This is a genomic window from Lysinibacillus sp. FSL L8-0312 (assembly GCF_038003285.1).
Lineage (GTDB): Bacteria > Bacillota > Bacilli > Bacillales_A > Planococcaceae > Lysinibacillus > Lysinibacillus fusiformis_D.
In genome coordinates this window covers 1,013,782-1,036,907 of sequence record NZ_JBBOOV010000001.1, presented here as the reverse complement: position 1 = coordinate 1,036,907, position 23,126 = coordinate 1,013,782, and the positions used below count along the sequence as shown (strand labels likewise).

At 38.5% G+C, this 23,126-nt stretch carries 39 protein-coding genes; all 39 read left to right on the top strand.

Annotated features, from left to right (window positions below; translation table 11 throughout):
• Positions 1-288 carry a hypothetical protein gene (locus MHI22_RS05405; RefSeq protein WP_340811271.1) on the top strand — a complete coding sequence of 96 codons (288 nt, stop codon included), beginning with the start codon at positions 1-3 and terminating at the stop codon, positions 286-288.
• On the top strand, positions 288-641 hold the full coding sequence (locus tag MHI22_RS05400) for a hypothetical protein (protein WP_340811270.1): 354 nt from the start codon (positions 288-290) through the stop codon (positions 639-641). The genes MHI22_RS05405 and MHI22_RS05400 overlap by 1 nt, the downstream gene beginning before the upstream one ends.
• The gene (locus MHI22_RS05395) at positions 638-844 is read left to right on the top strand and encodes a hypothetical protein (protein ID WP_340811269.1); all 207 of its coding nucleotides are present in this window, start codon (positions 638-640) and stop codon (positions 842-844) included. The genes MHI22_RS05400 and MHI22_RS05395 overlap by 4 nt, the downstream gene beginning before the upstream one ends.
• The gene (locus MHI22_RS05390; RefSeq protein WP_340811268.1) at positions 841-1,080 is read left to right on the top strand and encodes a hypothetical protein; all 240 of its coding nucleotides are present in this window, start codon (positions 841-843) and stop codon (positions 1,078-1,080) included. Before MHI22_RS05395 ends, MHI22_RS05390 begins: the two co-directional genes overlap by 4 nt.
• Positions 1,077-1,589 (top strand): HNH endonuclease, encoded by a 513-nt coding sequence (locus tag MHI22_RS05385; RefSeq protein WP_340811267.1) that lies wholly within the window; start codon positions 1,077-1,079, stop codon positions 1,587-1,589. The genes MHI22_RS05390 and MHI22_RS05385 overlap by 4 nt, the downstream gene beginning before the upstream one ends.
• The gene (ssb, locus tag MHI22_RS05380; protein ID WP_340811265.1) at positions 1,586-2,092 is read left to right on the top strand and encodes a single-stranded DNA-binding protein; all 507 of its coding nucleotides are present in this window, start codon (positions 1,586-1,588) and stop codon (positions 2,090-2,092) included. Before MHI22_RS05385 ends, ssb begins: the two co-directional genes overlap by 4 nt.
• Before the next feature lie 13 nt (positions 2,093-2,105).
• Positions 2,106-2,306, top strand: coding sequence for a hypothetical protein (locus MHI22_RS05375; protein WP_340811263.1), 201 nt, complete (start codon positions 2,106-2,108; stop codon positions 2,304-2,306).
• Positions 2,284-2,889, top strand: coding sequence for a dUTP diphosphatase (locus MHI22_RS05370; RefSeq protein WP_340811261.1), 606 nt, complete (start codon positions 2,284-2,286; stop codon positions 2,887-2,889). Before MHI22_RS05375 ends, MHI22_RS05370 begins: the two co-directional genes overlap by 23 nt.
• Before the next feature lie 8 nt (positions 2,890-2,897).
• Entirely contained in the window at positions 2,898-3,077 is a 180-nt protein-coding gene (locus MHI22_RS05365; protein ID WP_340811260.1) for a helix-turn-helix transcriptional regulator, read from the top strand.
• A gap of 15 nt (positions 3,078-3,092) precedes the next feature.
• The gene (locus MHI22_RS05360; RefSeq protein WP_340811258.1) at positions 3,093-3,362 is read left to right on the top strand and encodes a hypothetical protein; all 270 of its coding nucleotides are present in this window, start codon (positions 3,093-3,095) and stop codon (positions 3,360-3,362) included.
• Positions 3,363-3,440: 78 nt separating this feature from the next.
• On the top strand, positions 3,441-3,857 hold the full coding sequence (locus tag MHI22_RS05355; RefSeq protein WP_340811256.1) for a DUF1064 domain-containing protein: 417 nt from the start codon (positions 3,441-3,443) through the stop codon (positions 3,855-3,857).
• Positions 3,858-4,111: 254 nt separating this feature from the next.
• The gene (locus MHI22_RS05350) at positions 4,112-4,372 is read left to right on the top strand and encodes a hypothetical protein (protein WP_340811254.1); all 261 of its coding nucleotides are present in this window, start codon (positions 4,112-4,114) and stop codon (positions 4,370-4,372) included.
• 58 nt (positions 4,373-4,430) lie between these two features.
• A complete protein-coding gene (locus tag MHI22_RS05345) occupies positions 4,431-4,649 on the top strand; it encodes a hypothetical protein (protein WP_340811253.1) in 219 nt (72 codons plus the stop codon).
• Between the two features lie 125 nt (positions 4,650-4,774).
• Positions 4,775-5,269: a LuxR C-terminal-related transcriptional regulator gene (locus MHI22_RS05340; protein WP_340811251.1), complete on the top strand. Its 495-nt coding sequence runs from the start codon at positions 4,775-4,777 to the stop codon at positions 5,267-5,269.
• A gap of 266 nt (positions 5,270-5,535) precedes the next feature.
• A complete protein-coding gene (locus MHI22_RS05335) occupies positions 5,536-5,772 on the top strand; it encodes a DUF3953 domain-containing protein (protein WP_036120785.1) in 237 nt (78 codons plus the stop codon).
• Positions 5,773-6,052: 280 nt separating this feature from the next.
• Entirely contained in the window at positions 6,053-6,325 is a 273-nt protein-coding gene (locus tag MHI22_RS05330; RefSeq protein WP_340812700.1) for a DUF2829 domain-containing protein, read from the top strand.
• Positions 6,326-6,481: 156 nt separating this feature from the next.
• Positions 6,482-6,685, top strand: a complete 204-nt coding sequence (locus tag MHI22_RS05325; protein WP_330493035.1) for a hypothetical protein — start codon at positions 6,482-6,484, stop codon at positions 6,683-6,685.
• Positions 6,686-6,855: 170 nt separating this feature from the next.
• Positions 6,856-7,674 carry a hypothetical protein gene (locus MHI22_RS05320; protein WP_340811248.1) on the top strand — a complete coding sequence of 273 codons (819 nt, stop codon included), beginning with the start codon at positions 6,856-6,858 and terminating at the stop codon, positions 7,672-7,674.
• On the top strand, positions 7,667-8,935 hold the full coding sequence (locus MHI22_RS05315; protein WP_340811246.1) for a PBSX family phage terminase large subunit: 1,269 nt from the start codon (positions 7,667-7,669) through the stop codon (positions 8,933-8,935). The genes MHI22_RS05320 and MHI22_RS05315 overlap by 8 nt, the downstream gene beginning before the upstream one ends.
• A 14-nt stretch (positions 8,936-8,949) precedes the next feature.
• Positions 8,950-10,455 (top strand): phage portal protein, encoded by a 1,506-nt coding sequence (locus MHI22_RS05310; RefSeq protein ID WP_340811244.1) that lies wholly within the window; start codon positions 8,950-8,952, stop codon positions 10,453-10,455.
• Positions 10,442-11,470, top strand: coding sequence for a minor capsid protein (locus tag MHI22_RS05305; protein ID WP_340811242.1), 1,029 nt, complete (start codon positions 10,442-10,444; stop codon positions 11,468-11,470). Before MHI22_RS05310 ends, MHI22_RS05305 begins: the two co-directional genes overlap by 14 nt.
• A 90-nt stretch (positions 11,471-11,560) precedes the next feature.
• Positions 11,561-12,151 (top strand): phage scaffolding protein, encoded by a 591-nt coding sequence (locus MHI22_RS05300; protein ID WP_340811240.1) that lies wholly within the window; start codon positions 11,561-11,563, stop codon positions 12,149-12,151.
• Positions 12,152-12,170: 19 nt separating this feature from the next.
• Positions 12,171-12,485, top strand: coding sequence for a hypothetical protein (locus MHI22_RS05295; RefSeq protein WP_340811238.1), 315 nt, complete (start codon positions 12,171-12,173; stop codon positions 12,483-12,485).
• Between the two features lie 16 nt (positions 12,486-12,501).
• Positions 12,502-13,557: a major capsid protein gene (locus MHI22_RS05290; RefSeq protein WP_340811236.1), complete on the top strand. Its 1,056-nt coding sequence runs from the start codon at positions 12,502-12,504 to the stop codon at positions 13,555-13,557.
• Between the two features lie 14 nt (positions 13,558-13,571).
• The gene (locus MHI22_RS05285) at positions 13,572-13,751 is read left to right on the top strand and encodes a hypothetical protein (protein WP_340811235.1); all 180 of its coding nucleotides are present in this window, start codon (positions 13,572-13,574) and stop codon (positions 13,749-13,751) included.
• Entirely contained in the window at positions 13,748-14,152 is a 405-nt protein-coding gene (locus MHI22_RS05280) for a hypothetical protein (RefSeq protein ID WP_340811234.1), read from the top strand. Before MHI22_RS05285 ends, MHI22_RS05280 begins: the two co-directional genes overlap by 4 nt.
• Positions 14,146-14,508: a hypothetical protein gene (locus MHI22_RS05275; RefSeq protein ID WP_340811233.1), complete on the top strand. Its 363-nt coding sequence runs from the start codon at positions 14,146-14,148 to the stop codon at positions 14,506-14,508. The genes MHI22_RS05280 and MHI22_RS05275 overlap by 7 nt, the downstream gene beginning before the upstream one ends.
• Complete coding sequence (locus MHI22_RS05270; protein WP_340811232.1) at positions 14,509-14,979, top strand: HK97 gp10 family phage protein; 471 nt, start codon at positions 14,509-14,511, stop codon at positions 14,977-14,979. It begins immediately after the preceding gene.
• Complete coding sequence (locus MHI22_RS05265) at positions 14,969-15,391, top strand: phage tail terminator family protein (protein ID WP_340811231.1); 423 nt, start codon at positions 14,969-14,971, stop codon at positions 15,389-15,391. Before MHI22_RS05270 ends, MHI22_RS05265 begins: the two co-directional genes overlap by 11 nt.
• A gap of 5 nt (positions 15,392-15,396) precedes the next feature.
• Positions 15,397-15,615, top strand: coding sequence for a hypothetical protein (locus tag MHI22_RS05260; RefSeq protein WP_340811230.1), 219 nt, complete (start codon positions 15,397-15,399; stop codon positions 15,613-15,615).
• Position 15,616: 1 nt separating this feature from the next.
• Positions 15,617-16,939, top strand: a complete 1,323-nt coding sequence (locus MHI22_RS05255; RefSeq protein ID WP_340811229.1) for a phage tail sheath family protein — start codon at positions 15,617-15,619, stop codon at positions 16,937-16,939.
• Positions 16,940-16,953: 14 nt separating this feature from the next.
• Positions 16,954-17,469, top strand: a complete 516-nt coding sequence (locus tag MHI22_RS05250) for a phage tail tube protein (protein WP_340811228.1) — start codon at positions 16,954-16,956, stop codon at positions 17,467-17,469.
• Between the two features lie 63 nt (positions 17,470-17,532).
• Positions 17,533-17,967, top strand: coding sequence for a phage tail assembly chaperone (locus tag MHI22_RS05245; RefSeq protein WP_340811227.1), 435 nt, complete (start codon positions 17,533-17,535; stop codon positions 17,965-17,967).
• A 29-nt stretch (positions 17,968-17,996) separates the two neighbouring features.
• Positions 17,997-18,161: a hypothetical protein gene (locus MHI22_RS05240; RefSeq protein ID WP_340811225.1), complete on the top strand. Its 165-nt coding sequence runs from the start codon at positions 17,997-17,999 to the stop codon at positions 18,159-18,161.
• 76 nt (positions 18,162-18,237) lie between these two features.
• Positions 18,238-18,882, top strand: a complete 645-nt coding sequence (locus MHI22_RS05235; RefSeq protein ID WP_340811223.1) for a hypothetical protein — start codon at positions 18,238-18,240, stop codon at positions 18,880-18,882.
• Positions 18,883-18,989: 107 nt separating this feature from the next.
• Entirely contained in the window at positions 18,990-21,182 is a 2,193-nt protein-coding gene (locus tag MHI22_RS05230; protein ID WP_340811222.1) for a tape measure protein, read from the top strand.
• A gap of 6 nt (positions 21,183-21,188) precedes the next feature.
• On the top strand, positions 21,189-21,860 hold the full coding sequence (locus tag MHI22_RS05225) for a LysM peptidoglycan-binding domain-containing protein (protein WP_340811221.1): 672 nt from the start codon (positions 21,189-21,191) through the stop codon (positions 21,858-21,860).
• Positions 21,853-22,815 carry an XkdQ/YqbQ family protein gene (locus tag MHI22_RS05220; RefSeq protein ID WP_340811220.1) on the top strand — a complete coding sequence of 321 codons (963 nt, stop codon included), beginning with the start codon at positions 21,853-21,855 and terminating at the stop codon, positions 22,813-22,815. The genes MHI22_RS05225 and MHI22_RS05220 overlap by 8 nt, the downstream gene beginning before the upstream one ends.
• Positions 22,808-23,125: a DUF2577 domain-containing protein gene (locus MHI22_RS05215; RefSeq protein WP_340811219.1), complete on the top strand. Its 318-nt coding sequence runs from the start codon at positions 22,808-22,810 to the stop codon at positions 23,123-23,125. Before MHI22_RS05220 ends, MHI22_RS05215 begins: the two co-directional genes overlap by 8 nt.
• Position 23,126 lies beyond the last annotated feature (1 nt).

Below are 23,126 nucleotides of genomic sequence, written 5' to 3'. Positions count from 1 at the left end.
ATGGATCAAAAACAGTTTAATGCTATTAAAGAGCGTGTGGCGAAGGCTACATCAGGGCCATGGTATTCCAGTCCTGACGGTACGGTTTACCTGAAACATACACAAGATGTAGCAGATGTTTGGACTGATAATAAAGAATTAGATGCTGCATTTATAGCTAATGCTCGTGACGATGTGCCAGCTCTTGTTGCCGAGGTTGAGAGATTACGAGCTCTAATCAAAGAACTAGCATGCGATACAGCGGAAAACACAGCCGTATTTCTAAGGAAAGTGAGTGGGAATGAGTGATGAATAAAGAACAAGTAGAAAAATTACAATCTTTTGCAAGAACTTTTGAACGTCACTTTGATTTAGGTTTTAACTTTGAAATTGAAAAAGAAGATGTTGATTTAGTAAACAATGCAGCCAAAACACTCAAGCAACAAAATGAAGAGTTAAAACAACTAAAGCGTGAAAATGAAGGTTTGGTAATTGATAGAGAATGTGCAATTTCAAACATTACAAATGAGTTTTTAAATGAAGAGCAGCGATTACGTAAAGCACTAGAAAAAGTCATGGAAGTTGAAGAACCAATCATGGAAGGTTGGGAAACATCTGCTTACAAAATTGCTCAAGAAGCTTTAGGTGGTGAAGCACAATGAATCCAACATATTTAGGCTTTGGCGTTACACCGTATGCAGTTATTATCTGGAGGGATGGAGAAGAAGCTAAGTCCAAAACGATTTGTTATGACGAGCTGGAGGTACAAGTTGCGCTGGCTATGCATGCTGATCCGAAAGGATTTTATCATCAGTATGAACCTAAGGTTTACTACACGGCACAGGCAGAGGAGTTGATTGCATGAGACGACGCAACGGCATACCAATCGACATACCCAGTGCTCGTAAACGGACTCCGAAGGTTAATATGCAAAAGCCTGTAGAGTACAACAAATACAAAACGTTTGCAACGATGTTCAAGAAAGAAAATGACCAGCGAATATGGGCTACGGTACCAATTGCACATCCTGATTTTAAATCACTCAAAAGAGAAGGATTCAAAATAATTGAGGTGTGGGATAAGAGGGAGGTTTCGGCATGAGAGAGATTAAATATTTTCCTATCCCTGGTCATGAAGGTTATTACGTTGATGTGAAAGGAAATGTTTATTCTCGTTGGGTGAACAAGGGGCGACACGGTGTAATTCTTGAAAATAAATATAAAAAATTAAAACCAAAAGTAAATGGAAGAAGTGGGCACTACTCTATTTCACTAGGACGCAAATATCAGAAACTAGTTCATAGATTAGTTTACGAATCAATTGTAGGCAAAATTCCTGAAGGAATGGTTGTTAGACATTTAAATGATAAGCCTTCTGATAATAGAGTTGAAAATTTAGCGATTGGTACTCAAAAAGATAATGTACAAGATTGCTTGAGAAATGGGCACCATAAAGCAATTAAAAAGATACCAAAAGATGAATATGAAAACATTTTAAGGCTGAAAGAAACACATACATGGCAAGAGATTGCTAAACAATATCAGGTCAATGAAAAAACAGTCAGAAATCATATTCATATTTACAGGAAAAGAGGTAAGAAAACTGTATGATCAATCGCGTAATTTTAACTGGTCGTCTTACAAAAGACGTTGACCTCTCTTATACGCCACAAGGAATTGCAAAGGCTCAATTTACATTAGCTGTTAACAGAGCATTTGCTAATCAGAGTGGAGATCGTGAGGCTGATTTCATCCAGATACAAGCTTGGCGCAAACAGGCAGAGAATGCAGCTAATTTTCTCAAGAAAGGTTCACTAGTTGGAATCGATGGAAAAATACAAACAGGTTCGTATGAGAGAGACGGACAAAGAATCTATTTTACGAACGTCGTTGCAGACAGTATCCAATTCTTAGAGCCAAGAAACGGCACAGTAGGCTCGCAGGGCACATCAAACCACGAATCTAGTACAAATACAGGTGGACAGCACCAAGGTAGTTCACAGGGGCAATATGGCGGTAATAACAACCAGCCAAGTTATACAAGAGCAGATGAAGATCCGTTTGCTAATAGTAAGGGACCAATAGAGGTCGATTCTGACGATTTACCTTTCTAAGGAGTGATTACTGATGATAACAAAACGACCTACGAAGAAAATCATTGGAGCTAAAACAAGGGCAGCACTCGAAAAACAAATCAAAGTTGAAGAACGGAGCCGTTGGTATCCAATCAGTGAAATTAAATTCTTTGAATATGAAGCAAGACCATATCAAGTATTATTACGATTCGGAAAAGGGGCAGAGAATATTGAACTTAACAAAATTATTTGAAACACAAGCAGCATTGGACGAGCACATCATGCAGGAGCATCCAGAACTAAAAGGGCAGAACAATCTTGACTGGAAGTTGCTAGCGTTACAGGTTGAGCTAGGAGAATGTGCGAACGAATGGCGTGGGTTTAAGAAGTGGAGTAAGGACCAGGAGCCGAGGACGCATAAAGTGGTTCATTGTCACTCTTGTAAAGGAAACGGCTTCTTCTTGGGTTTTCAAAATGCACAAGAAGATTGCACTTATTGTGAAGGTACAGGAGTTCAAGAAGAATGTAATCCATTGTTAGTTGAATATGTTGATTGCTTGCATTTCATTTTGAGTATTGGGTTGGAATTAGTCATTAATCCAACTTTAGATTGGGATGACATTACAACTGATGAATCAGATATTACGCGTAAATTTTTAGAGATTACTTCTAGAATCCTTGAAGTGGATCAGTGGGAGAATACCGACTCTTGGGAGGAGCTTTTTGAGGAATTTTATCTGTTAGGTAAGTTGCTAGGCTTCAAATGGGATGAGGTAGAAGATGCTTACTACGCTAAGAATAAGGTCAACCACGCTAGACAGGAAAATGGTTATTAAGGTGCAGCATGAACGAATACGCACTTTACAAAGGTGAACAGATGGTTGCCGTTGGAACAGTAAATGAAATAGCTGCAGATCGTGGTGTTAAACCATCAACAATTAGGTTTTATCAATCTAAAGCTTATCAAGGACGTTCGAAAAGTGAAGTAAATAACAGATTACAGCTCGTTAAATTAGAAGATTGAATGGAGGAATTAATAATGGATAATGCAAAGTTTTATGAATTCAGTGAACCGTATTACGCGCTAATTATGGCAACTTCTGAGGAAGAAGCTAAAAAGGTGTATGTAGAAAATGTCGCTGAGGACGAAGGGGATTTAGAGTTTACAGAAGTCAATGATTACTACGCAGTAGCAAGATTTGCTTATGGTAAGGGCGAGGATGGTAAACAACCTCCATTCAAAGAAATTTTGGAACAATTAAAAAGCGACCAACCTGAATTGCTGTTGATTGACGGAAGCTTAATTTAACCAAATACACGCTGCTGGTAAAACGGCATTAGGTTGTTTTATCAGCAGACTTCTAAGAGTGCTAATAGGAGGGCGAACATGAGCAAAACAAAATACGGCAACAAGAAAGTTGTACGTGATGGAAATACATTCGATTCAGCAATGGAAGCAAAATATTACGATCACTTGAAACATCTGCAAGCACAAGGTATTGTGACCTCCTTTGAATTACAGCCAAGGTTTGTATTGCTGCCGAAGTTTGAAAAGAATGGTAAGAAATATCGTGAGATTGGTTATAACGCAGATTTCACAGTGCATTATGCAGATGGTCATATAGAAGTGGTTGACATCAAGGGAATGGTTACACAGCAATTTGAATTGAGGAAGAAATTGTTCGAATACCGTTTTCCTCACGAATTAAAGCTTCTAACGTATTCAAAGATTGATGGTGGTTGGATAACTCATGATGATCTTAAAAAGGCTAGGAAAGCACGTAAAGAGGCAAAAGCAGGGTGATGGAAATGAATACAGTTCGCAAGGAAGTCAAACAACGTAGAGCCAGGCTAATCAATCAACAGGACCACATAGCTTTTCTAAAGTGTAAAGGGTGCCCGAAAAAGAGAGCCTATGATCCTACCAAGAAATGCAGGGGATGCAAGGTTTATAGGGAACTACGTAGCATCGGAAAAGAGCTGGAGCAGATTAGTAATTTGCGTAGGTGGAAGAAGTGAAGAATTAAAAGAAAATATGCAGTAAGGGAGTTGGTAAATTTGGATTTCAAAATTATAAATGAACGTCAGATAATCTTACAATTAGCTATGCAAGAGGCGTATAAAAAGCGTGATGAATGCCAACGAGGCTTTGATAGTTTGGACAATAAACTAAATACTATGACCACTGATGATTGTGATAAAGATAAAGTTGTTGAATCTATGCTTTATTTTAAAGAATGTCGAGATGGCTGGCAAGAAACAATTGACCATATAAGACAATGGCAGGATGAATTAGACCAAGGGCTGGAGGGCTGTTAGGTAAGAGGAAAGTGGTTAGTTGAAAGATATTGTGCAGTGACAGTAAAGGAGTGTAACAATGACAAAAGTAATTATAGAAATAGATGAAAAAGGATGGGTTCTAAAAGCCCAAACAGTTGAAGGTGAATTTATAGAAACAGGTATTATTAATGAAACAGGTGCAACGCATAAAGGTAATTTAGATGATTTAGAAAATGTTGATGAAGATTTACATGAAGCGATAAGTAGTGGTTTTTATCTTTACGATGTTGCAAGAGTGTTGAATGAGAAAATCTAATTGCTGAACACTTTGAGGAAAAGAAAAAGCCGCAGCGTGATCAGACGCTACAGCTCGAATTGGTTTATGCCCTTCTAGGCTAGTCAGATAACGGTATTATATCACAACTTAGGAGGGCAAACCTAATGGGCAAACAAGGGCAAAAAACAGAAGTAAAAAAGTATATGTTAGATCAGTGGTTAAAGGATTATTCTTGGATGGTATTGCAAATTAAAATAGCAAAAAACAAAAACGAAATGGTCAAAGAAGTCGAATACAGTGGCATTAAAACGGCAATGTGGGGAATCGAAGCAACATTACCAAAAGCTAGCGGTGGCAACAGTGATCCAGTTAGCTACGAGGCTACACGACGAGCGCAATTTTATACAGATGGTGTATTACGTTATGAGTGGAAGGTTAGAGAGATTCAGCACCGTGCAAGCAACGTAATAGGAGAACGTGAGGTATTTGTACTTAATTGCATTTTAGATGGTTATTCAATGCGTAAAATTGGGCAAACAATGGGGCTATCAGAAGCAACAATTAGAAGAATCAGAGAAAGTATTCTTAATATGATGATAGGAAACGATATTGCGCAAGTGTCGCATATGACGCAAAAAACGCATATGACGAATAGTTGAAACCACTTATATTTATAATTTAAACTCGGAGGTAGGTCGGCGCGGAAAGGTTTTCCTCTCTTGGTATTTATAAAATCCTAAATATTAGGGAAAGACAGACCGACGACCGACCCGCGCTGAGCAAACTTGTTCGGAGTATGACATACACGGCCGGCCCATATTTTTTAAGAGATTAGGTATCTTAATTAATATAAAAGGTGAAATATTTACAATCATTTCCACGACTTCTTATTTGTTATATGATATTTAAAGAGGAGTGGAATATTATGCTTAACATTTTACAAATTGTTTTTGCTATCATAACTGTCTCTCTTTCAGCTTACCTACTTATAACACTGGATTACGATCTGACTTTTTTAATGGTATTATTCTCAGGTTTATTCATGTTAACAAAAGGAATTGAAGCATTTCAGAGCGAGAGAAAAGTTTATGGTTGGTTATTAATCGGGCTATTTTTATTTGCGGTTTATTTATCAATGTATCAATTCACAGCTTTACTCTGACCATTAAGGAGTGGTTTATATGTGAACTTCGTCCACTTTCCATAGAATTCAGTCAAACTTACTACAGGTTCAAAGTGCACGGAAATGCACTATAAATCTAAAACACAATTACGAAATAACGTGGTACGCTCTGCCACGATGTCAAAAGTGAGCACTCGATATTAGGATTACCACAATATTTTAGCTTTCATCTTCGGATGGAGGCTTTTCTTTTATTTAGAGAAATGGGGGCATTACAAAAATGGAATTTGGACAATCATTGGAATACGGTGGTAGTCGAATGAACTTTGGACAAGCAGTCGAACTACTAAAAAGAGGTAAAAAAGTATCCCGAAAAGGTTGGAATGGCAAAGGAATGTTTGTTGTGTATCAAAAAGGCTATCCACAAGGTATCCAATGTAACAAACAAACTGCCGAAGCATGGGGTTTGAATGAAGGTGATTTGTTTAAAGTTGAACCTTATTTACAAATCCGTATGGTGAACGGTTCTCATGCAATGTGGGTACCTTCGATTAACGACGTATTAGCAGAGGATTGGGAAATCACTGATTAAGCCTTCTAACGAGGGCTTTTTCTTTTGCTTTGAAAACTGCATCAAACAGCCAAAACACTATGAGTTGAGAGGGCAGAGTTTGGTGTGGTTTTGAGAGCAAAAAGTTATTACATATATTTCATCTTCTAGTTTATGATTGGGTGGGAGGTGATAATTATGACTAGATTCGGAGTTCAGGTAGTGTTAGAAAACGGCGAAAGTGCTGGCTATGTGGAAGTAGAAGCAAATTCGCCAGGAGAGGCTTATAATATTTTTATGAAAAGATCTACAGATAGAACAGTAATTTTTGAGCCATTTGAGGGTCAAACTTTGTTTATCCCTTATAACAAAATATTAAAAATTGCTATTAATAATATGTAATCTAACAAGCATCCTTCGGGATGTTTTTATTTTGCCCTGAAAAGTGAGTATCGAGCAGTTTCCTCCCCTTTGACTGCTGGGCAACGGTACTTACTTTTGAGAGTGAAATACATATAGAGGTCTAGTACAACGTGTACCAGACATGATTCTGGAGGTGGTGTTTATGAGATATGGCTAATTGGGATGAAATTAAACAGGAGTGGGAAACCACAAAGATTACTTTAGCTAAACTAGCTGAAAAGCATGATGTTCCTTTGGGTACTATAAAGAGCCAAAAGAGCCGGGATACTAAAAACGGAAATCCATGGGTTAGGGATGCAACCAAAATTAAGAAGGTTGCAACTATTTCTAGTAAGGATGCAACCGAACCTCATAACGATGAAATCCTACAGGATGAACCACCTAAGAAGGATGGAAGAGTGAAGAAGAGGAGTGGTAACCCAAATCCACAGAATCAGTTCACCAAACGGAACAGGGCTGCTATGATTCATGGTTTGCGAAGCAAGTTCCTATTCGATGAACAAGTAGAAATCATGGAGGCTTTGCAGGACTTTGACGTAGTTGATCAGCTTTGGCTACAAATTGAATTAAGCTTTTCTGCTATCATTCGTGCTCAAAAGATTATGTGGGTTGAAGATCCATTTGACCATCTAAAAGAAATCAGTGGTGAGATGGATGCAGAGGGCATGAGCAAAACAGATTACAAAGTCATCTATGCTCACGAACGCTATGAATCCTATATAAAGGCTCAGACAAGGGCATTCGCTGAACATCGGAATTTGGTTAAGCAGTTTATGGACCTTACAACTGAGGATGACGAACGTAGGCTAAAACTTGAGCAGATGCAGCTTAACATGGAGAAAACTAAAACAGACATTGAACTATCTAAAATCGCTATTCGCAAAGAAAATGGCGAGGATGATGATGAGTTTGAGGATGATGGTTTCTTAGATGCGTTAGAGGGCAAGGAAGTGAATTGGGATGAGTAAACGAAAGAAACCTGCTCTATTCACCTTCAAACCCTTTAGTCAGAAACAACTTAAAGTACTTAAATGGTGGCAATCTAACTCCCCTCACAAGGACAAGGATGGCCTTATTTGCGATGGTTCTGTTCGTGCTGGTAAAACAGTCGTAATGTCTCTATCGTTCGTTATGTGGGCAATGGAGACCTTTGAGGATGAGAACCTTGGTATGGCCGGTAAAACAATCGGCTCATTTCGTCGTAACGTATTCAAACCGTTAAAACGAATGCTGATGTCCAGAGGCTACAAAGTAAAAGAATATCGTTCCGAAAACATGTTCACTGTCACTCGAAATGGCAAAGTGAACTATTTTTATATATTCGGAGGGAAAGACGAGGCTTCACAAGACCTCATTCAAGGGATTACACTCGCTGGAATGTTCTTTGATGAAGTGGCGCTTATGCCTCAATCATTCGTTAACCAAGCAACGGCTCGATGTTCTGTTGATGGTGCCAAGTTCTGGTTTAACTGTAACCCTGCTGGACCTTATCACTGGTTCAAATTAGAGTATTTAGACCAATTAGAAGATAAGAACATGTTGCACTTACACTTTACGATGGATGATAACTTATCGTTGTCACAACGCATCAAAGAACGTTACAAACGTATGTATAAAGGCGTGTTTTATCAGCGTTTTATCCTTGGGTTATGGGTGCTGGCAGAGGGTATCATCTACGACATGTTTGATGAGAAGATACATTCAGTCAAAACAATCCCGAGGAACTATACCAAATATTATGTAAGTGTCGATTATGGTACTCAGAACCCTACGACGTTCGGTCTGTGGGGTTTATGTGACGAGGTTTGGTACAAAGTTAAGGAATACCATTACGATGGTCGTAAATCAAGTAGACAGAAAACCGACGAGCAATATTGCCAAGACATGAAGGAATTTGTTGGCGATCTAAAAATTGTAAAGATTATCGTTGACCCTTCTGCAAAATCATTCATTACGGCATTAAAGCAACATGGATTTTCTGTTAAAGAGGCCAAGAATGATGTGCTTGATGGTATACGAAACTTAGCAAACGCGCTGGTTAACAACCTAATCAAATACAATGACTGTTGTACAGAGACTTTTCGTGAGTTCAGTTCATACATGTGGGATGCCAAAGCAGCAGATAGAGGAGAAGATAAGCCAGTTAAACAGAATGACCATCAACTTGATGCAGATCGGTATTTCGTAAATACAGTCCTTATGAAAAAGTCATTATTCAGTTTTGATTAGAAAGAGGTGAGAACATGAGTTATTTTCCGTACCAGGGTGCCATAACAGATACAGATGTCATCAATGAAAACATAACAACTAACGCAAATAGTGTTATAACGGACATCAAATGGATAGAAAATGAGATAAATAAATTTAAAAAGTCCGAGAAGCGAAAGTGGATACTGATAGGTGAAGCTTATTATGAGGGTTTTCAGGATATTTTACAGCGTAAACGGTGGGTTATCGGTAATGGAGGAAGGCTAGAAGTAAATGATAACCTTCCAAATAACAAGATACTGGATAATCAGTACGCGAAGCTTGTAGATCAAAAGGTGAATTATCAATTGGGTAAACCGATTACAATTGAAACAGAAAATAACGAGTACTTAAAGAAACTACAAGATATTTTCAACAAACGATTCCATCGTACGTTAAGAAGCATTGGGCAGGATGCCTTGAATGGAGGTATCGGGTGGCTTTATCCGTTTTACGATGAAAATGGTGAGTTTGCTATAAAACGATTCCCTCCACACGAAATCCTTCCATATTGGAAGGATTCGGAACAAACAATTCTCGACTTCGCAATTCGTTTATTTCCTGTGAAAGAATATGAGGGTGATAGAGAAGTTATAGTGGAAAAGGTAGAGGTTTATAGTGTCAATGGAGTAGAACATTATCAGTGGTTTGCTGGTCGTCTTATACAAGATGTCACAAAGTCTCCAGTATCCTATATCACTATTGATGATGGTGAAAATAGATTAAACATGAATTGGCAGCGAGCTCCATTGATTCCATTTAAATTCAACAACAAAGAAATACCACTGATTAAACGAGTAAAATCTCTGCAAGATGGAATCAATACCATGTTAAGTGACTTTGAAAACAACATGCAGGAAGATGCGAGAAATACAATCTTGGTGTTGCATAACTATGAAGGGCAAGATTTAGGGGAATTTAGGCGCAATCTTTCTATATTTGGAGCTGTTAAAGTGACTTCTGAAGATGGAACAAAAGGTGGCGTTGAAACGCTAAACATTGAAGTGAATGCTGACAATTATAAGTCAATATTATCGTTATTTAAAAAAGCACTGATTGAAAACGGCCGAGGTTATGATGCGAAAGATGATCGCATGGCGAACAACCCAAATCAATTAAATATTAGAGCTATGTATAGTGAAATTGACCTCGATGCTGATGGTATTGAAACAGAATTTCAGGCATCCTTCGAGGAATTACTTTGGTTCATCAATGTCCATTTAGCTAACACTGGTCAGGGCGATTATGAAGGGGAATACGTAAATATCATCTTCAATCGTGACATCCTGATTAATGAGATGGAAGTAGTAGATGTACTAAATAAATCACCTTACTTGTCTGAAGAAACAAAGATAGCACAACATCCTTACGTTAAAGACGTTCCGTTAGAAATACAACGGAATAAGAAAGAACGTCAGGAACGATTGAATGAGTTTGATGGCTATGATGATCATTTCAAATCAATGAGTGCGAAGCCTGGTGATGATAATGGCAAAGAGTAGAGAATATTGGCGTAGACGGTTTGAGATGCTGGAGCAAGCGCAGCATGAGAAAAGCGAAAGCTACTACAGGGACCTTGAAAGGGCATATATCAGAACCATGCAAGAAATTGAGAAGGATATAGCTAAGTGGTATCAACGTTTTGCTGATAACAATGAAATGACTTTAGAAGAAGCACGACAACAACTAAGAAGTGAAGAATTGGAAGAGTTTCGTTGGACTGTTGAGGAATACATTAGGCGTGGCAAAGAGAATGCTTTAAATCAGAAGTGGATGAAACAACTCGAAAATGCATCTGCTCGTGTTCATATAAGCCGTTTAGAGAGCTTGCAGATACAACTTCAACAACATGTAGAAGAACTGTATGGCGAGGAAATAGAGGGTATGCAGGAGTTAATGAAAGAGTTGTATCAATCACAGTATTATCACACCGCATTTGAGATACAATCAGCTTTTGAAATTGGCTTTACGCTTCAAGCAATTGATGAAACAAAGCTCACTAAAATAATCAGTAAGCCATGGACTGTCGATGGTCAAACCTTCTCAGCTAAGATATGGCGAGACAGAAACCTATTGCTTGATACATTGCATACCGAACTTATTCAATCATTAGCTCGTGGTGAAGCACCTAATCGAATGATTACTAGTATCGCTAGAAAAATGAAAACTTCACGTTCCAACGCTGCTCGTCTTGTTATGACTGAATCAGCGTTTTTTAGTGCTATTGCTCAAAAGGATGCATTTGGTGAGCTCGATGTTGAAAAGTACGAGATTATCGCTACATTAGACAGCCGTACAAGTAGTATCTGTCAATCAATGGACGGCAAGGTGTTCAAACTTGCTGATTTCGTACCTGGTGTTACTGCTAATCCGTTTCATCCAAGATGCAGAACTACAACAGCACCTTGGTTTGAGGATGATTACAGCCAGCGAATAGCTCGTGGTAAGGACGGCAAAGTGTATTACATTGATAGCAAGATTAAATACCCAGAATGGGAACGACGATTTGTTGCATAATAGTCGTCTTTTGCGCATGTAGACGTTAAAGAATATGTGCTAAACCTAACGTGTCGTTACACGTTAAAAACGAAATAGGAGGCAATAGACATGAAAAAAGAAGATTTAATTGCAATGGGATTAAGTGAGGAACAAGCTGATGCTATTGTTGGTAAATATGGAACAATGATTCCTAAAGAACGCTTTGATGAGGTCAACAAGGCAAAGAAAACGCTTGAAGATCAAGTGAAAAACCACGAAACTCAGTTAAAGGATTTGCAAGACAAAGCAAAAGGTAATGATGAGCTACAAAAGACAATTACTGATTTGCAGCAGGCTAATGAAACGGCCAAAACGGAGTATGAGCAACAATTGAAAGACGAACGTATGAGTGCAGCACTGAAATTATCGTTACACAGCAAAGTACATGATGTTGATTTAGTAACTGGCCTCATTGATAAAACTACAATTGAATTAAGTGAAGATGGAAAAGTCACTAAAGGGCTTGATGAGCAACTTAAAACGTTGCAAGAATCAAAGTCCTTTTTGTTTGTGCCAGAAAAACAACAACCGACATTTAGAGGGTGGAATCCTGCCGGGGGCGCAGACGGTGGTACAGGCACAAGTGATGTAGGTTCTAACTTCGCAAAAATAGCGAATGACAAAGGCTCAAGTGATGCAAGCAACAACCCTTGGGGATAAATAATAAGGAGGGCTATATATGCCATATGTAAAACCAATTGAAAGATTTCAACGTGTAAATTTCTTAGCATCATCAAAGGTACAGGCGTTTACGTATTTAGTGAGTGATGTAGGTGTAACTCCTGATGCAAATGGAAAGAAGGTCGTTAAGGCAGGAACTATCTTACCTAAAAATGACGCTACTGCAGAAGGAATCTTGTACACCGATGTTGATGTAACAAATGGACCACAACCTGGTTCGTTGATTGTGGAAGCTTACGTTTTAGAGGATCGTCTACCTACTGCTCCAGATGCAGCAGCTAAAACAGCATTAAAAGAAATTAAATTCCGATAATTGGAGGGAAAACAATATGCCAGACATTTTAGAATTATTTGGTCAAAAAACAGTATTAGATTACATGAAAGAACGAAAATATCAAAGCTACGGAGTCGGAGAAGCGCTTTTCCCAGAAGTTAAACACGATACACTAGAATTTGAGTATCTTGTAGGTGCTAACGAACTTCCTGTTATTGCAAAGGTGCACTCGTTCGATACAGAAGCTGAAATCGGATCATTAGATGCTGCTAAACAGGTACTAGAGGCTGCTTATATCAAGAAAAAGTACCAAATTACTGAAAAGGATTTAATCGCATTGCAATTCCCACGAACAGCACAGGAGCAACAATACTTGATGCAACGAGTATTTAATTTAATCGATAAAGCAGCTAATGATGTTCGTGCAATCGTTGAATTAATGCGTATGCAAGCACTGAGTACAGGTGAATTAAAATTAGCGTTGCATACTGCGGATGGCACACCGAAAACCCTTACGGTTGGATACGGAGTACCAGCAGATCATAAAGAAGCACTTGCTGGAGCTGATCAATGGGGTTCAGGTACTGAGGATATCTTAGGAGATTTAGAACGTTGGTCTGGTGCACTAGATATTACTCCGACACGTGCATTAACATCTAAAAAGATAGCAGCTCTTATTTTACGTAATCCGAAGATTATTGGTTATCTATACGGTGCTGGTTCTGCTCGTGTGGCAAATTTAACAGATTTAAATGCTTTCTTTACACAACAAGGCTTACCTACTATCGCTGTGTATGAATCAACTTCAAACACCAAATATCGTGAGCAAAACGCGGATGGCACATATACAACAAAAAGTTACTTCCCAGACAATAAATTCGTAATGTTTGGTGATGGACCACTCGGCGAATCGTTATATGGACCGACTCCTGAAGAATCACGCCTTATACGTGGAGGTTCTGACGTAGAAATGACTACCATTGGTAAGGTAATTGGAATGGTATATGAAGAAGGGAAAGATCCTGTTTCAACATGGGCAAAAGCAGCAGCTACAGCCATTCCATCATTCCCAGAAGCGCAAAATGTATTCCAAGCGCAACCAATTGCATAAGGAGGCTATTTGAAATGGCGAACATTAAAGTAAAAGTGAAAAAGGGCGCTTTCCCAATACGTTATAAGGGAGAGCGTTATTTAGTTGGTGAAGAATTCACTATTGATGAAAAACATTTAAACGAATCAACAATGGAAAAATTAGAAGAACCGAAGAAAGCTGCACAATCTAGTAAAACGTCTGAAAGCGAGTGATTCGTATGTATTTAGATGTAGTAATGCGTCTATCTGCTCTTGGAGTGGCCTTATCTAGCGCTCCAAGTAGTTCAGACGATATGTTGTTGAAGCATGCTATTGATAAAGTAACTAGTCACATTAAAAACCAAACAAATTTATTATCGATCCCAAAGGGTTTAAAAGAAATAGCTATTGATATGGTAGTAGGAGAGTTCCTGCTTACTAAAAAAGCTATGGGCTTATTGGATGTCGAAACACTAAACTTTGGTGTTGTTGCTAAACAAGTACAGGATGGTGATACAAACACTGTCTTTGCTGTTGAAGCTAACACAACGCCAGAAGCTCAGTTTAATGCCTTTATGGCCTACCTACGGCACAATGAAGTTGATTTTGTTCGCTACAGGGTACTGTCATGGTAAGTGCTAGACGAAAGGCATTAGAGATGCTTTGGAGAGGCAGTTGTACAGTAAAGGCATGGCAAGACGCAGAAGATCCTGTAACTCATATCACGAAACCACAAGAAGTAACACTGCATGAAAATCTTAAATGTAAGCTATCCCATAAAGCGTTAACAAGTGCTTCTTCTTCAGGTGGGCCAGCTATTATTGCCGAACAAATCAAATTATCATTGGGTAATGAATACAAAATACCTGCCGGATGTAAACTCATTGTCACTCAAGATGAGGTTACCGAAGAATACAGTCGCTCAGGCAAACCTGGTATCTTTATGGATCACCAAGAAATTGTCTTAGAGTTATTTAAGAAGTACGCATAAATGGGTAGAGGTGGCCGCGTTGATTTAAGGCAACTGAAAGCATTTGAGCGAAAGTTAGCTAAGTTGGCTAGGGGTGATTTCGAGAGGTTTTGTGAGGCTGCAGCTAAAGAATTGGCAGCTAGATTACTAGGTAAAGTAATTCGTAGAACCCCTGTAGATGACGGTACTCTAAGACGAGGGTGGACAGCCAAAACACATGCTGAGGCTGAATCAGGTTCGAGTAAAAATGCTAAAGAATATGCAGAGTCGTTGGGTGTTCAAAAGCAAGGTAGTGTTTATGAACTTTCAGTAATTAACCCAGTAGAGTATGCGCAGTATATTGAATTTGGGCATCGTACTTCAAACCATCAAGGATGGGTAGAAGGTCGATTCATGATGACAATTTCAGCAGATGAAGTAGAGCAGCAAGCACCAGCTATTCTTGAACGCAAACTATTCGAAATGTTAAGGGAGTCTTTCGATGGAGATTAATGATATTCAAAATGCTATATCTGTTAAGCTTCACGAAGCTTTCGGAGATGGCTACAAAAAATATATAGATGAAATTCCGCAGGGGTTTAACACTCCTGCTTTTTTTATTCAGTTTTTGAACCTAGAACATATTCGACAAATCGGTAAACGGTGGAAGGTAACAACGCTTTTTAACGTGCAATATTTCCCTCAAAACGGTTTGTCTGAGGCGTCTAATATGACATTGAAGGTACAACAAGCATTGAAAGAAATAACGCTGTTAAACGGCTCGCTAATGCTTGGAACAGGAGCAAACAGTGAGGTTGTAGACAGTATAGGTCATAATTTCATTCATTTCAATTTCTTCTTGCAAGAAGTTGAAGAGAAAATTTTTATGGGCTCACTAGAACAACGCATAAAAAAGAAAGGGTGAATGTGGTGGCAAAATTAGAGGCGATTCAAAACAAAACAAGAGCAACTCTCGAAGACGTATCAAATGCTTTTAAGGCACCTAAATTTACGAAAGCACAAATCGTAAAAAGCAACAAATACATGGCTCGTCGTGATGCATTAAACGCATTACTAGAAGCTGACAAACCGTACTCATTCACCGAAGTGGATGGGATTCTAAAGAAATTTGATAAGGGAGGTAAATAACTTGGCATTAGGCGGAGGTAATTTCTTAACTCAAAACAAAACACTACCAGGCACGTACCATAACTTCATTAGTGCGGCTCGGGCATTTGTAGAACTAAGTGAGCGTGGTTACGTTGGTTTGCCCATTGCGCTCGATTGGGGTGTAGATGGTGATGTATTCGCTGTAACCCAAGAGGATTTTCAAAACAATTCTCGTAAGATATTTGGTTATGATTACAAGCACCCGAAACTAAAAGGGATCCGTGATGTATTTAAGAATGCCATCACGGTCTATTTTTATAAGCTTACTGTTGATGCTGTGGCAGCCACAAACGACTTCGCTACAGCCAATTACAAGGGCGTACGAGGTAACGATATCACGATTGTTATTCAGGCCAATGTGGATGAACCAACGAAATTTGATGTGCAGACTGCGCTAGATAATGTACTTGTAGACTTGCAAACAGGTGTGGCAACAGCAACAGACCTCAAAGCAAATGATTACGTGACGTTTAAAGCAGACGCAACACTTGCAGTTACAGCAGGAACACCGTTAGCAGGAGGCACCAATGGCTCAGCGATCACAGGTGGAGCTCATCAAGAGGCGCTAGATGCACTAGAGGCTTATGGATTTAACACATTGGGTTGTTTATCTTCTGAAAGCACGATTAAATCCTTGTACGTGGAGTATACAAAACGTATTCGTGACGAGGTGGGTGGCAAATTCCAGCTAGTCGGTCATAAACTAGGTGCCACAGATCATGAAGGTATTATTGATGTTCAAAACAATGCAGTAGGAACAGATGAAGAAGTATTCGGAGCAGTTTATTGGGCAACTGGCGTACAAGCAGGTGTGGCCGTAAACAAATCAAATACTAATAAAAGGTATAACGGTGAATTTGCGCTCGATATGTCTGAAACAAAGACGCAAGCTCAACTTACTACATTATTGAAGGCTGGTAAGTATGTGTTCCATCGAGTAGGTGATGAAGTCCGAGTGCTTGAAGATGTGAATACATTTACATCGTACACGGATGTGAAAAACGAGGATTTCAGCTTGAACCAAGTTGTTCGAGTGCTAGATCAAATCGCTATCGATACAGCTAAGTTATTTAATACCCGATATTTAGGTGAAGTACCAAACGACCAAGATGGACGGGTTTCTTTGTGGAACGATATCGGCAAACAGCGCTCAGAGTTACAGCGACTACGCGCCATTGAAAACTATGATAAAGATGCACTTGTTGTTACTAAAGGCGAAACAAAGAAATCTGTTGTTACGAGCGAAGTTGTAAACGTAACAGTGGCTATGTCTCAGCTCTATATCACAACAGTAGTAGCATAAAGGAGGGCAATAAATTGGAACAAAAGAAAATATTGATTCCGTTGAATCTTCAGTACTTTGCAGATACAACCATGCATGCTCGTGATGCTATTCATGGTGCACAAGGTAAAGCTTATGTGACGGTTGAAGGAAATCGTTATTTATTTGCACAGCTAATCAACTTAGAGGCACGTATGGATAAAACCAAAACTCAGGTCCCTATTATGGGCCGTGTAGCTAAAGGGAATAGATCAACAGGTGCGGAGTATTCAGGCAGTGCCACATTCTATTTCAATACATCCATTTTCCGTAAGTTGTTGAAGCGTTATAAAGACACTGGAGAAGATGTTTACTTTGATATCCAAGTAACGAATGAGGATAAATCATCAACAGTTGGCCGTCAAACGACAATCCTAATCGATTGTAATATGGATGGTGGCATCATCGCTGCATTAGATGCAGATGCGGAGTACCTAGAGGATTCCATCGACTTTACATTCGAGGATTGGGATATGCCAGAAGAATTCGGAGTTTTACAGGAAATGTTATAAGACTAGAGCTCACGTCATTGTGGGCTCTTTTTAATTAAAACGAAAAGGATAAGGTGATCATACATGTCAAACTTAGCTGCATTCTTTGCACACAACAAAAAGCAAAATGGAAATATTAAGCGAGTTGTTTCAAAAAATTTCGTGGATGAACAAGGCAATCCGATTGAATGGGAGTTTGCGCCTATCACGCCAGAGCGAGATGTTGAATTGAAATCTGACTCTACAAAGCGCTCTATGATTACACAAGGTAAACGAAAAGGACAATTTAACACAGACTTTGACCACTTTAAATATCAACGTTTACTAACTGTAGAATCAATTGTATATCCTAATTTAAACGATAAAGAGCTACAGGATTCTTATGGTGTAATGGGGGCAGATGCTTTACTTGGAAAGATGCTGACAATCGGTGAGATTGCAGATGCCTCAGCGGTAGCACAGGAAGTCAATGGGTATCAAGCTGAGCTAGAGGATATGGTTGAAGAAGTAAAAAACTAATTGAGGACGGCGATGTTGACGCCAATATAATGCATTGGTGGATACAAAAACAGCGTCGCCTTCCTTCTGAATTTATGTCGTTGCCCATGGTTGATAAAGCGTGTATCATCGCTTCACTACAAATCAAAATTGCAGATGACAAAAAGCAAGAACGTGAAGTGAAACGTGGTTCAAAAAAGGGCAAGAAACGATAAAAATTAGATAATTATGCTAGATAGCTATAGTGTAATCTCTTCTTATTATGTATATTTGTGTATAAGGAGGGATTATGTGAAAAAAGGTTGTTTACCAATAGGTTGTTTAGTAATAGTTATTTTCTTTATAGTTATACCTGTGTTATTTATTACTCAAAATCCAGAAAAACACAATATGGATTCTAAAAGTAAGTTAATAAGAGAATTAGATTTAACGGTTGAACAGGGTGAAGGAGTTATTAAAACATTAGCTTCTGTTGGAATAAGTGAAGATATAACTATAAAACATGATGAAAGCTTAGATAATGCTCATTTCGAAGGAGAAAAAGGTTATAGGTTATCTAATCGAGATGTTTCAAACATCATTTTATATATGAATGGTGGCGAAGTACATAACATTAGATACGCTGATAACGAAATGTACAAAGATGGTAAAGTTTTATCTAAAATTAATGATTATATTGTAACTAGTTCAGAAAAATCAGAATTACAAATTAAATGTCAAGAATCTATAAAATCAGTTTTAAAATCCCCTTCAACAGCTAAGTTTGCAGGAGTAAGAGATTGGAAAGTCTGGAAAGAGAACGGACAAACGATTGTTCAAAGTTATGTAGATTCACAAAATAGTTTAGGAGCTATGACACGTTCTGAGTTCCAGTTTATTATTAAAAATAATAATGTGGTTTCATTAATAATTGATGGAAAAGAATATATGAAATAAAGCATCCTTTAAGGGGTGCTTTTTATTATGCCAAAAGAGGTGAATTCATGGCAACAATTCGCACCGCGATTCAAATCGAAGATCGCTTGAGTCAACCTATTCGAGCTATGCATAACGCTGTTTCAATGATGGTTAATCAAATGGAGGCTATGCATGTTGCCTCTGGAACTCTGTTTGATACTTCATCTATAGCGTTGATGCGAAGAGAACTAGGAAATGCAGCAAATTCTATGAATCAGATTGAACAAGAAATTCGATCCGCAGATAACGCACAAGGAGGATTAAACAACCGGATACGGGATGGTACAGATGAAATGAATGGGTTGGTAAAAAAAGTTGGAGCTTTAATTGGTGCTTATTTGTCATTACAAGGGTTAAGTAAAGCAATCGAGATTTCTGATGAATTAACCAATACTAAGGCCCGTGTACAACTACTAGTAGAGGATATGCCTGTAATCCCCGATCAGTTAGCAAAAGTAGATTTCGGTCTTGGTGACATGAGTGACATAGAACTTGCCCAACAACTTATTCATGATGCTGCACAACGTTCATACTCGTCATTCAAAGATACTGCTGATATGGTTTCGAGAATTGGTACTAATGCGCGTGATTCGTTTAGTAATTTAAGTGAAGTGGTAGCATTTAGTGAACTTGTACAAAAGCAATTTGGTATTGCTGGAGCGAGTGCTGTTGAAGCAAGTAATGCAACTATCCAGTTATCTCAAGCGTTAGCCTCAGGTGTTTTACGTGGTGACGAGCTTAACTCAATCTTTGAACAAGCACCGAACTTAATTTCGACTATTGCAGATTATATGGGAGAACCCTTAGGAGCTATTCGTGACTTAGCTGCAGACGGAATGATCACAGCAGACATCGTAAAAAATGCCATGTTTGCCGCCACAGACGAAATCAATAAAAAGTTTGACAGTATGCCAGCGACGTGGTCACAAATGTGGACTTATTTCAAAAATGAAAGTTTACGTGCTTTTGGACCAGTATTACAAAAAATAAATGAAATTGCTAATAGTGATCGATTTAAAGAATTTAGTGCTAGTGCAATACAAGCTCTATACATGATTGCAGATGCGATAAATATTACTCTAACAGCAATGACAACAGTAGGTAGTTTTGTATATGATAACTGGTCGTTTATTGCTCCAGTAATTGGAGGAGTTACAGCAGCGCTAATAATTAATGCAGGAGCATGGGCATGGAATAATAGAGAAATAGCTATAAACGCACTTATGACTGCAACAGCAGCGATACGAAATTTATGGTATGTAGCAACTACCGTTTTATCTACTTGGGCAACATATGGATTCACAGCAGCTATGGCAGCCCTAAGTATTGCGATAGCAGCAAATCCGATTGCATGGCTTATCGGAGCAATAGTGGTATTAATTGTAATATTCTATTTAGCGATAGCTGCAATAAACCATTTTACAGGGTCATCTATCAGTGCTACAGGCATTGTTGCTGGTGCATTCATGGTGTTAGGTACTTTCATTTATAACTCCATAGCTTATTTATGGAATATGTGGGCATCCTACATTGAATTCTTTGTTAATATTACGCAAGGAAGGACTTATGCGGTAAGGCGACTATTTTACAATTTGGCTACGAACGTGTTAGATGTAATTATTTCAATGACTAAAGGTTGGGATGGCTTTGCAACTAGTTTTGTTAATGCCATAATAGATGCCGTAAATAAAGCGATCCGAGCGTGGAATTGGTTTATCGATAAGTTACCAGATGGTATAAGTAAAACTATTGGTTTGAAAGCAGGTACTGAATATTCACACCGAGAGTCCATTACAAGTGATATAGAGAATCTAAAAGGGACACTGGATGATTGGGTCGGAGAACCGCCAGACGATTATTGGGAAGCTCCTAAAATGGAAATGAAGTCTTTAGGTGATGCTTGGGACACAGGCTATAACTGGGGTGCTAATATGCTTGATTCAATGAAAGGGCAAGGAGCCAATACTGATGCGCTTATGAAGTCAGTTAATGAATCTCTTGGATTAGGCGATAAACTCGATAAAGGCAATGAGGCAGGAAAGAAAACTGCTGACAATACTAAGAAAACAGCCGATGGCGTTAAGATGATGAATGAAGATCTGAAATACCTACGTGATATTGCAGCGCAAGAGGCCATCAATCGTTTTACTACTGCAAAAATAGAAGTCAAAATGAGCAATGAAAATCATATCAACAATGACATGGACCTTGATGGTATCATTGATCAAATGGTCGTAAAAACAGAAGAAGCAATGCAAACAGTTGCGGAAGGGGTGTAACAAGGTATGTACAATTTCTTCTTAGATGGCGTACAGTTACCTATTGCGCCTGCTGAGTTAACAATAAATATAAACAACAAAAACGAAACTATCACACTCATTGATAATAGCGAGATTAATCTATTAAAAAAGGCTGGACTCACTGATTTTAGTTTTAAGATCTTATTGCCAAATGTGAAATACCCTTTTGCGGTCTACCCTAACGGGTTTCAACCGGCAACTTACTATACGGACAAACTAGAGGCGCTGAAACTTAATCAGAAGCCTTTTTATTTTCTTGTCAATCGTATGAAACCTAATGGTACGTTGTTGTTTGATACAAATATCTTAGTTTCATTAGAGTCATATGGAATTTATGAATCAGCCGAGAATGGTTTTGATTTAGAAGTAGATATTGAATTAAAACAATATCGTACATGGGGTACAAAAAAAGTCGAAATTATTACAACAGCCAAAAACGCAAAAGCTCCAGCGACTTCTAAAGTAGAAAAGAAGCGTGACACGAGCACAAAAAGTACAGCCAAGACCCACAAGGTTGTGAAGGGGGATACTTTGTGGGGCATTTGTAAAAAGTATTTCGGAACTGTAACGGATTCAAAGATTAATGAAATTGTGAAATTAAACAACTTAGCAAATCCTAATCTTATAAAGGAGGGGCAGGTGTTGAAGCTTGGCTGAATGTAAACTGCTCATCCAAAACGGATCGTATATACAGCAATGTGTGGTTGAGGAAGGTATAGTGTTAGAAACAGCTAGACGAAAAACAGCTGGCAAACTCTCGTTCACAGTTCTAAAGGATGAAGCCCTCGACTTTCAAGAGGGTAATCCTGTTATCTTTATGTATAATGGTCAGAAGGTCTTTTATGGCTTTGTGTTTACAAAAGAACGCTCTAATAATGAGAAAATAAAAGTAGTCGCATACGATGCGCTAAGGTACTTTAAAAACAAGGATACCTACGTGTACACAAAGAAAACAGCCTCACAAATACTCAAAATGTTGATTGCTGATTTTAAGTTAAAGTTTGGTTTGGTCGATGACACGAAGTACGTAATCCCTTCTGGGGCAGAAGACAATAAAGAGCTTTTCGAGATTGTACAAAACGCTCTTGATCAAACAACACAAGCTACAGGAGCTATGTACGTATTGTTTGCTGATCATAATGGCATCAATTTAAAAAACATGAAGGACATGAAACTCAACATTTTGATTGATGAAACAACAAGCGAAAGCTTTTCATACTCTACTTCCATTGATTCAGAGACGTATAACAAAATTAAGTTAGTATACGAGAATAAAGATAAAGGGAAGCGTGAAATTTATATTGCTCAAGACTCATCTAACCAAAACAGGTGGGGTGTACTACAATATTTTGAATCAATTCAAAGCAACACAAATGGGAAGCTTAAAGCCGACACGTTGCTCAAATTGTACAATAAGAAAACACGGAAATTATCAATCAATAAAGTAAAAGGAGATATTCGTGTACGCGGTGGCTCATTGTTACCGATTATGTTGCATCTCGGTGATATGACTGTATCTAACCACATGGTCGTGGAGAGTGCCAAGCACACATTTACAGAATCTCAGCACACGATGGATTTAGTGTTTATAGGAGGCGAGTTTAATGCGTAGTATCAACGATTTATTAGTGTTAATCAAACAAACATCACTAGATGCCATTCGCGCCAGCAACCCTTTAGAAGTACGTTATGGTACCGTGATTAATGAAAACCCTCTTAAAATACAAGTAGACCAAAAATTAATCCTTAGTGATGCTCACTTAAAACTAACTCGCAATGTAACCGATTATGAAACGGAAATGAGTATAGACGGTGGCGCTAAACAAATGTATAAAGTGTTTAATGCACTAAAACAAGACGAAAAAGTGGTATTGCTTAGAATTCAAGGAGGTATGCCCTTTTTAGTAATGGATAGGGTGTGAT

What these genes read in the sequence shown, in the direction of transcription:
- MHI22_RS05405 (WP_340811271.1), top strand. Translation starts at nt 1, where the DNA reads ATGGATCAAAAACAGTTTAATGCTATTAAAGAGCGTGTGGCGAAGGCT.
- MHI22_RS05400 (WP_340811270.1), top strand. Translation starts at nt 288, where the DNA reads ATGAATAAAGAACAAGTAGAAAAATTACAATCTTTTGCAAGAACTTTT.
- MHI22_RS05395 (WP_340811269.1), top strand. Translation starts at nt 638, where the DNA reads ATGAATCCAACATATTTAGGCTTTGGCGTTACACCGTATGCAGTTATT.
- MHI22_RS05390 (WP_340811268.1), top strand. Translation starts at nt 841, where the DNA reads ATGAGACGACGCAACGGCATACCAATCGACATACCCAGTGCTCGTAAA.
- MHI22_RS05385 (WP_340811267.1), top strand. Translation starts at nt 1,077, where the DNA reads ATGAGAGAGATTAAATATTTTCCTATCCCTGGTCATGAAGGTTATTAC.
- ssb (WP_340811265.1), top strand. Translation starts at nt 1,586, where the DNA reads ATGATCAATCGCGTAATTTTAACTGGTCGTCTTACAAAAGACGTTGAC.
- MHI22_RS05375 (WP_340811263.1), top strand. Translation starts at nt 2,106, where the DNA reads ATGATAACAAAACGACCTACGAAGAAAATCATTGGAGCTAAAACAAGG.
- MHI22_RS05365 (WP_340811260.1), top strand. Translation starts at nt 2,898, where the DNA reads ATGAACGAATACGCACTTTACAAAGGTGAACAGATGGTTGCCGTTGGA.
- MHI22_RS05360 (WP_340811258.1), top strand. Translation starts at nt 3,093, where the DNA reads ATGGATAATGCAAAGTTTTATGAATTCAGTGAACCGTATTACGCGCTA.
- MHI22_RS05355 (WP_340811256.1), top strand. Translation starts at nt 3,441, where the DNA reads ATGAGCAAAACAAAATACGGCAACAAGAAAGTTGTACGTGATGGAAAT.
- MHI22_RS05345 (WP_340811253.1), top strand. Translation starts at nt 4,431, where the DNA reads ATGACAAAAGTAATTATAGAAATAGATGAAAAAGGATGGGTTCTAAAA.
- MHI22_RS05340 (WP_340811251.1), top strand. Translation starts at nt 4,775, where the DNA reads ATGGGCAAACAAGGGCAAAAAACAGAAGTAAAAAAGTATATGTTAGAT.
- MHI22_RS05335 (WP_036120785.1), top strand. Translation starts at nt 5,536, where the DNA reads ATGCTTAACATTTTACAAATTGTTTTTGCTATCATAACTGTCTCTCTT.
- MHI22_RS05330 (WP_340812700.1), top strand. Translation starts at nt 6,053, where the DNA reads ATGAACTTTGGACAAGCAGTCGAACTACTAAAAAGAGGTAAAAAAGTA.
- MHI22_RS05325 (WP_330493035.1), top strand. Translation starts at nt 6,482, where the DNA reads ATGACTAGATTCGGAGTTCAGGTAGTGTTAGAAAACGGCGAAAGTGCT.
- MHI22_RS05320 (WP_340811248.1), top strand. Translation starts at nt 6,856, where the DNA reads ATGGCTAATTGGGATGAAATTAAACAGGAGTGGGAAACCACAAAGATT.
- MHI22_RS05315 (WP_340811246.1), top strand. Translation starts at nt 7,667, where the DNA reads ATGAGTAAACGAAAGAAACCTGCTCTATTCACCTTCAAACCCTTTAGT.
- MHI22_RS05310 (WP_340811244.1), top strand. Translation starts at nt 8,950, where the DNA reads ATGAGTTATTTTCCGTACCAGGGTGCCATAACAGATACAGATGTCATC.
- MHI22_RS05305 (WP_340811242.1), top strand. Translation starts at nt 10,442, where the DNA reads ATGGCAAAGAGTAGAGAATATTGGCGTAGACGGTTTGAGATGCTGGAG.
- MHI22_RS05300 (WP_340811240.1), top strand. Translation starts at nt 11,561, where the DNA reads ATGAAAAAAGAAGATTTAATTGCAATGGGATTAAGTGAGGAACAAGCT.
- MHI22_RS05295 (WP_340811238.1), top strand. Translation starts at nt 12,171, where the DNA reads ATGCCATATGTAAAACCAATTGAAAGATTTCAACGTGTAAATTTCTTA.
- MHI22_RS05290 (WP_340811236.1), top strand. Translation starts at nt 12,502, where the DNA reads ATGCCAGACATTTTAGAATTATTTGGTCAAAAAACAGTATTAGATTAC.
- MHI22_RS05285 (WP_340811235.1), top strand. Translation starts at nt 13,572, where the DNA reads ATGGCGAACATTAAAGTAAAAGTGAAAAAGGGCGCTTTCCCAATACGT.
- MHI22_RS05275 (WP_340811233.1), top strand. Translation starts at nt 14,146, where the DNA reads ATGGTAAGTGCTAGACGAAAGGCATTAGAGATGCTTTGGAGAGGCAGT.
- MHI22_RS05270 (WP_340811232.1), top strand. Translation starts at nt 14,509, where the DNA reads ATGGGTAGAGGTGGCCGCGTTGATTTAAGGCAACTGAAAGCATTTGAG.
- MHI22_RS05265 (WP_340811231.1), top strand. Translation starts at nt 14,969, where the DNA reads ATGGAGATTAATGATATTCAAAATGCTATATCTGTTAAGCTTCACGAA.
- MHI22_RS05245 (WP_340811227.1), top strand. Translation starts at nt 17,533, where the DNA reads ATGTCAAACTTAGCTGCATTCTTTGCACACAACAAAAAGCAAAATGGA.
- MHI22_RS05240 (WP_340811225.1), top strand. Translation starts at nt 17,997, where the DNA reads ATGCATTGGTGGATACAAAAACAGCGTCGCCTTCCTTCTGAATTTATG.
- MHI22_RS05230 (WP_340811222.1), top strand. Translation starts at nt 18,990, where the DNA reads ATGCATAACGCTGTTTCAATGATGGTTAATCAAATGGAGGCTATGCAT.
- MHI22_RS05225 (WP_340811221.1), top strand. Translation starts at nt 21,189, where the DNA reads ATGTACAATTTCTTCTTAGATGGCGTACAGTTACCTATTGCGCCTGCT.
- MHI22_RS05215 (WP_340811219.1), top strand. Translation starts at nt 22,808, where the DNA reads ATGCGTAGTATCAACGATTTATTAGTGTTAATCAAACAAACATCACTA.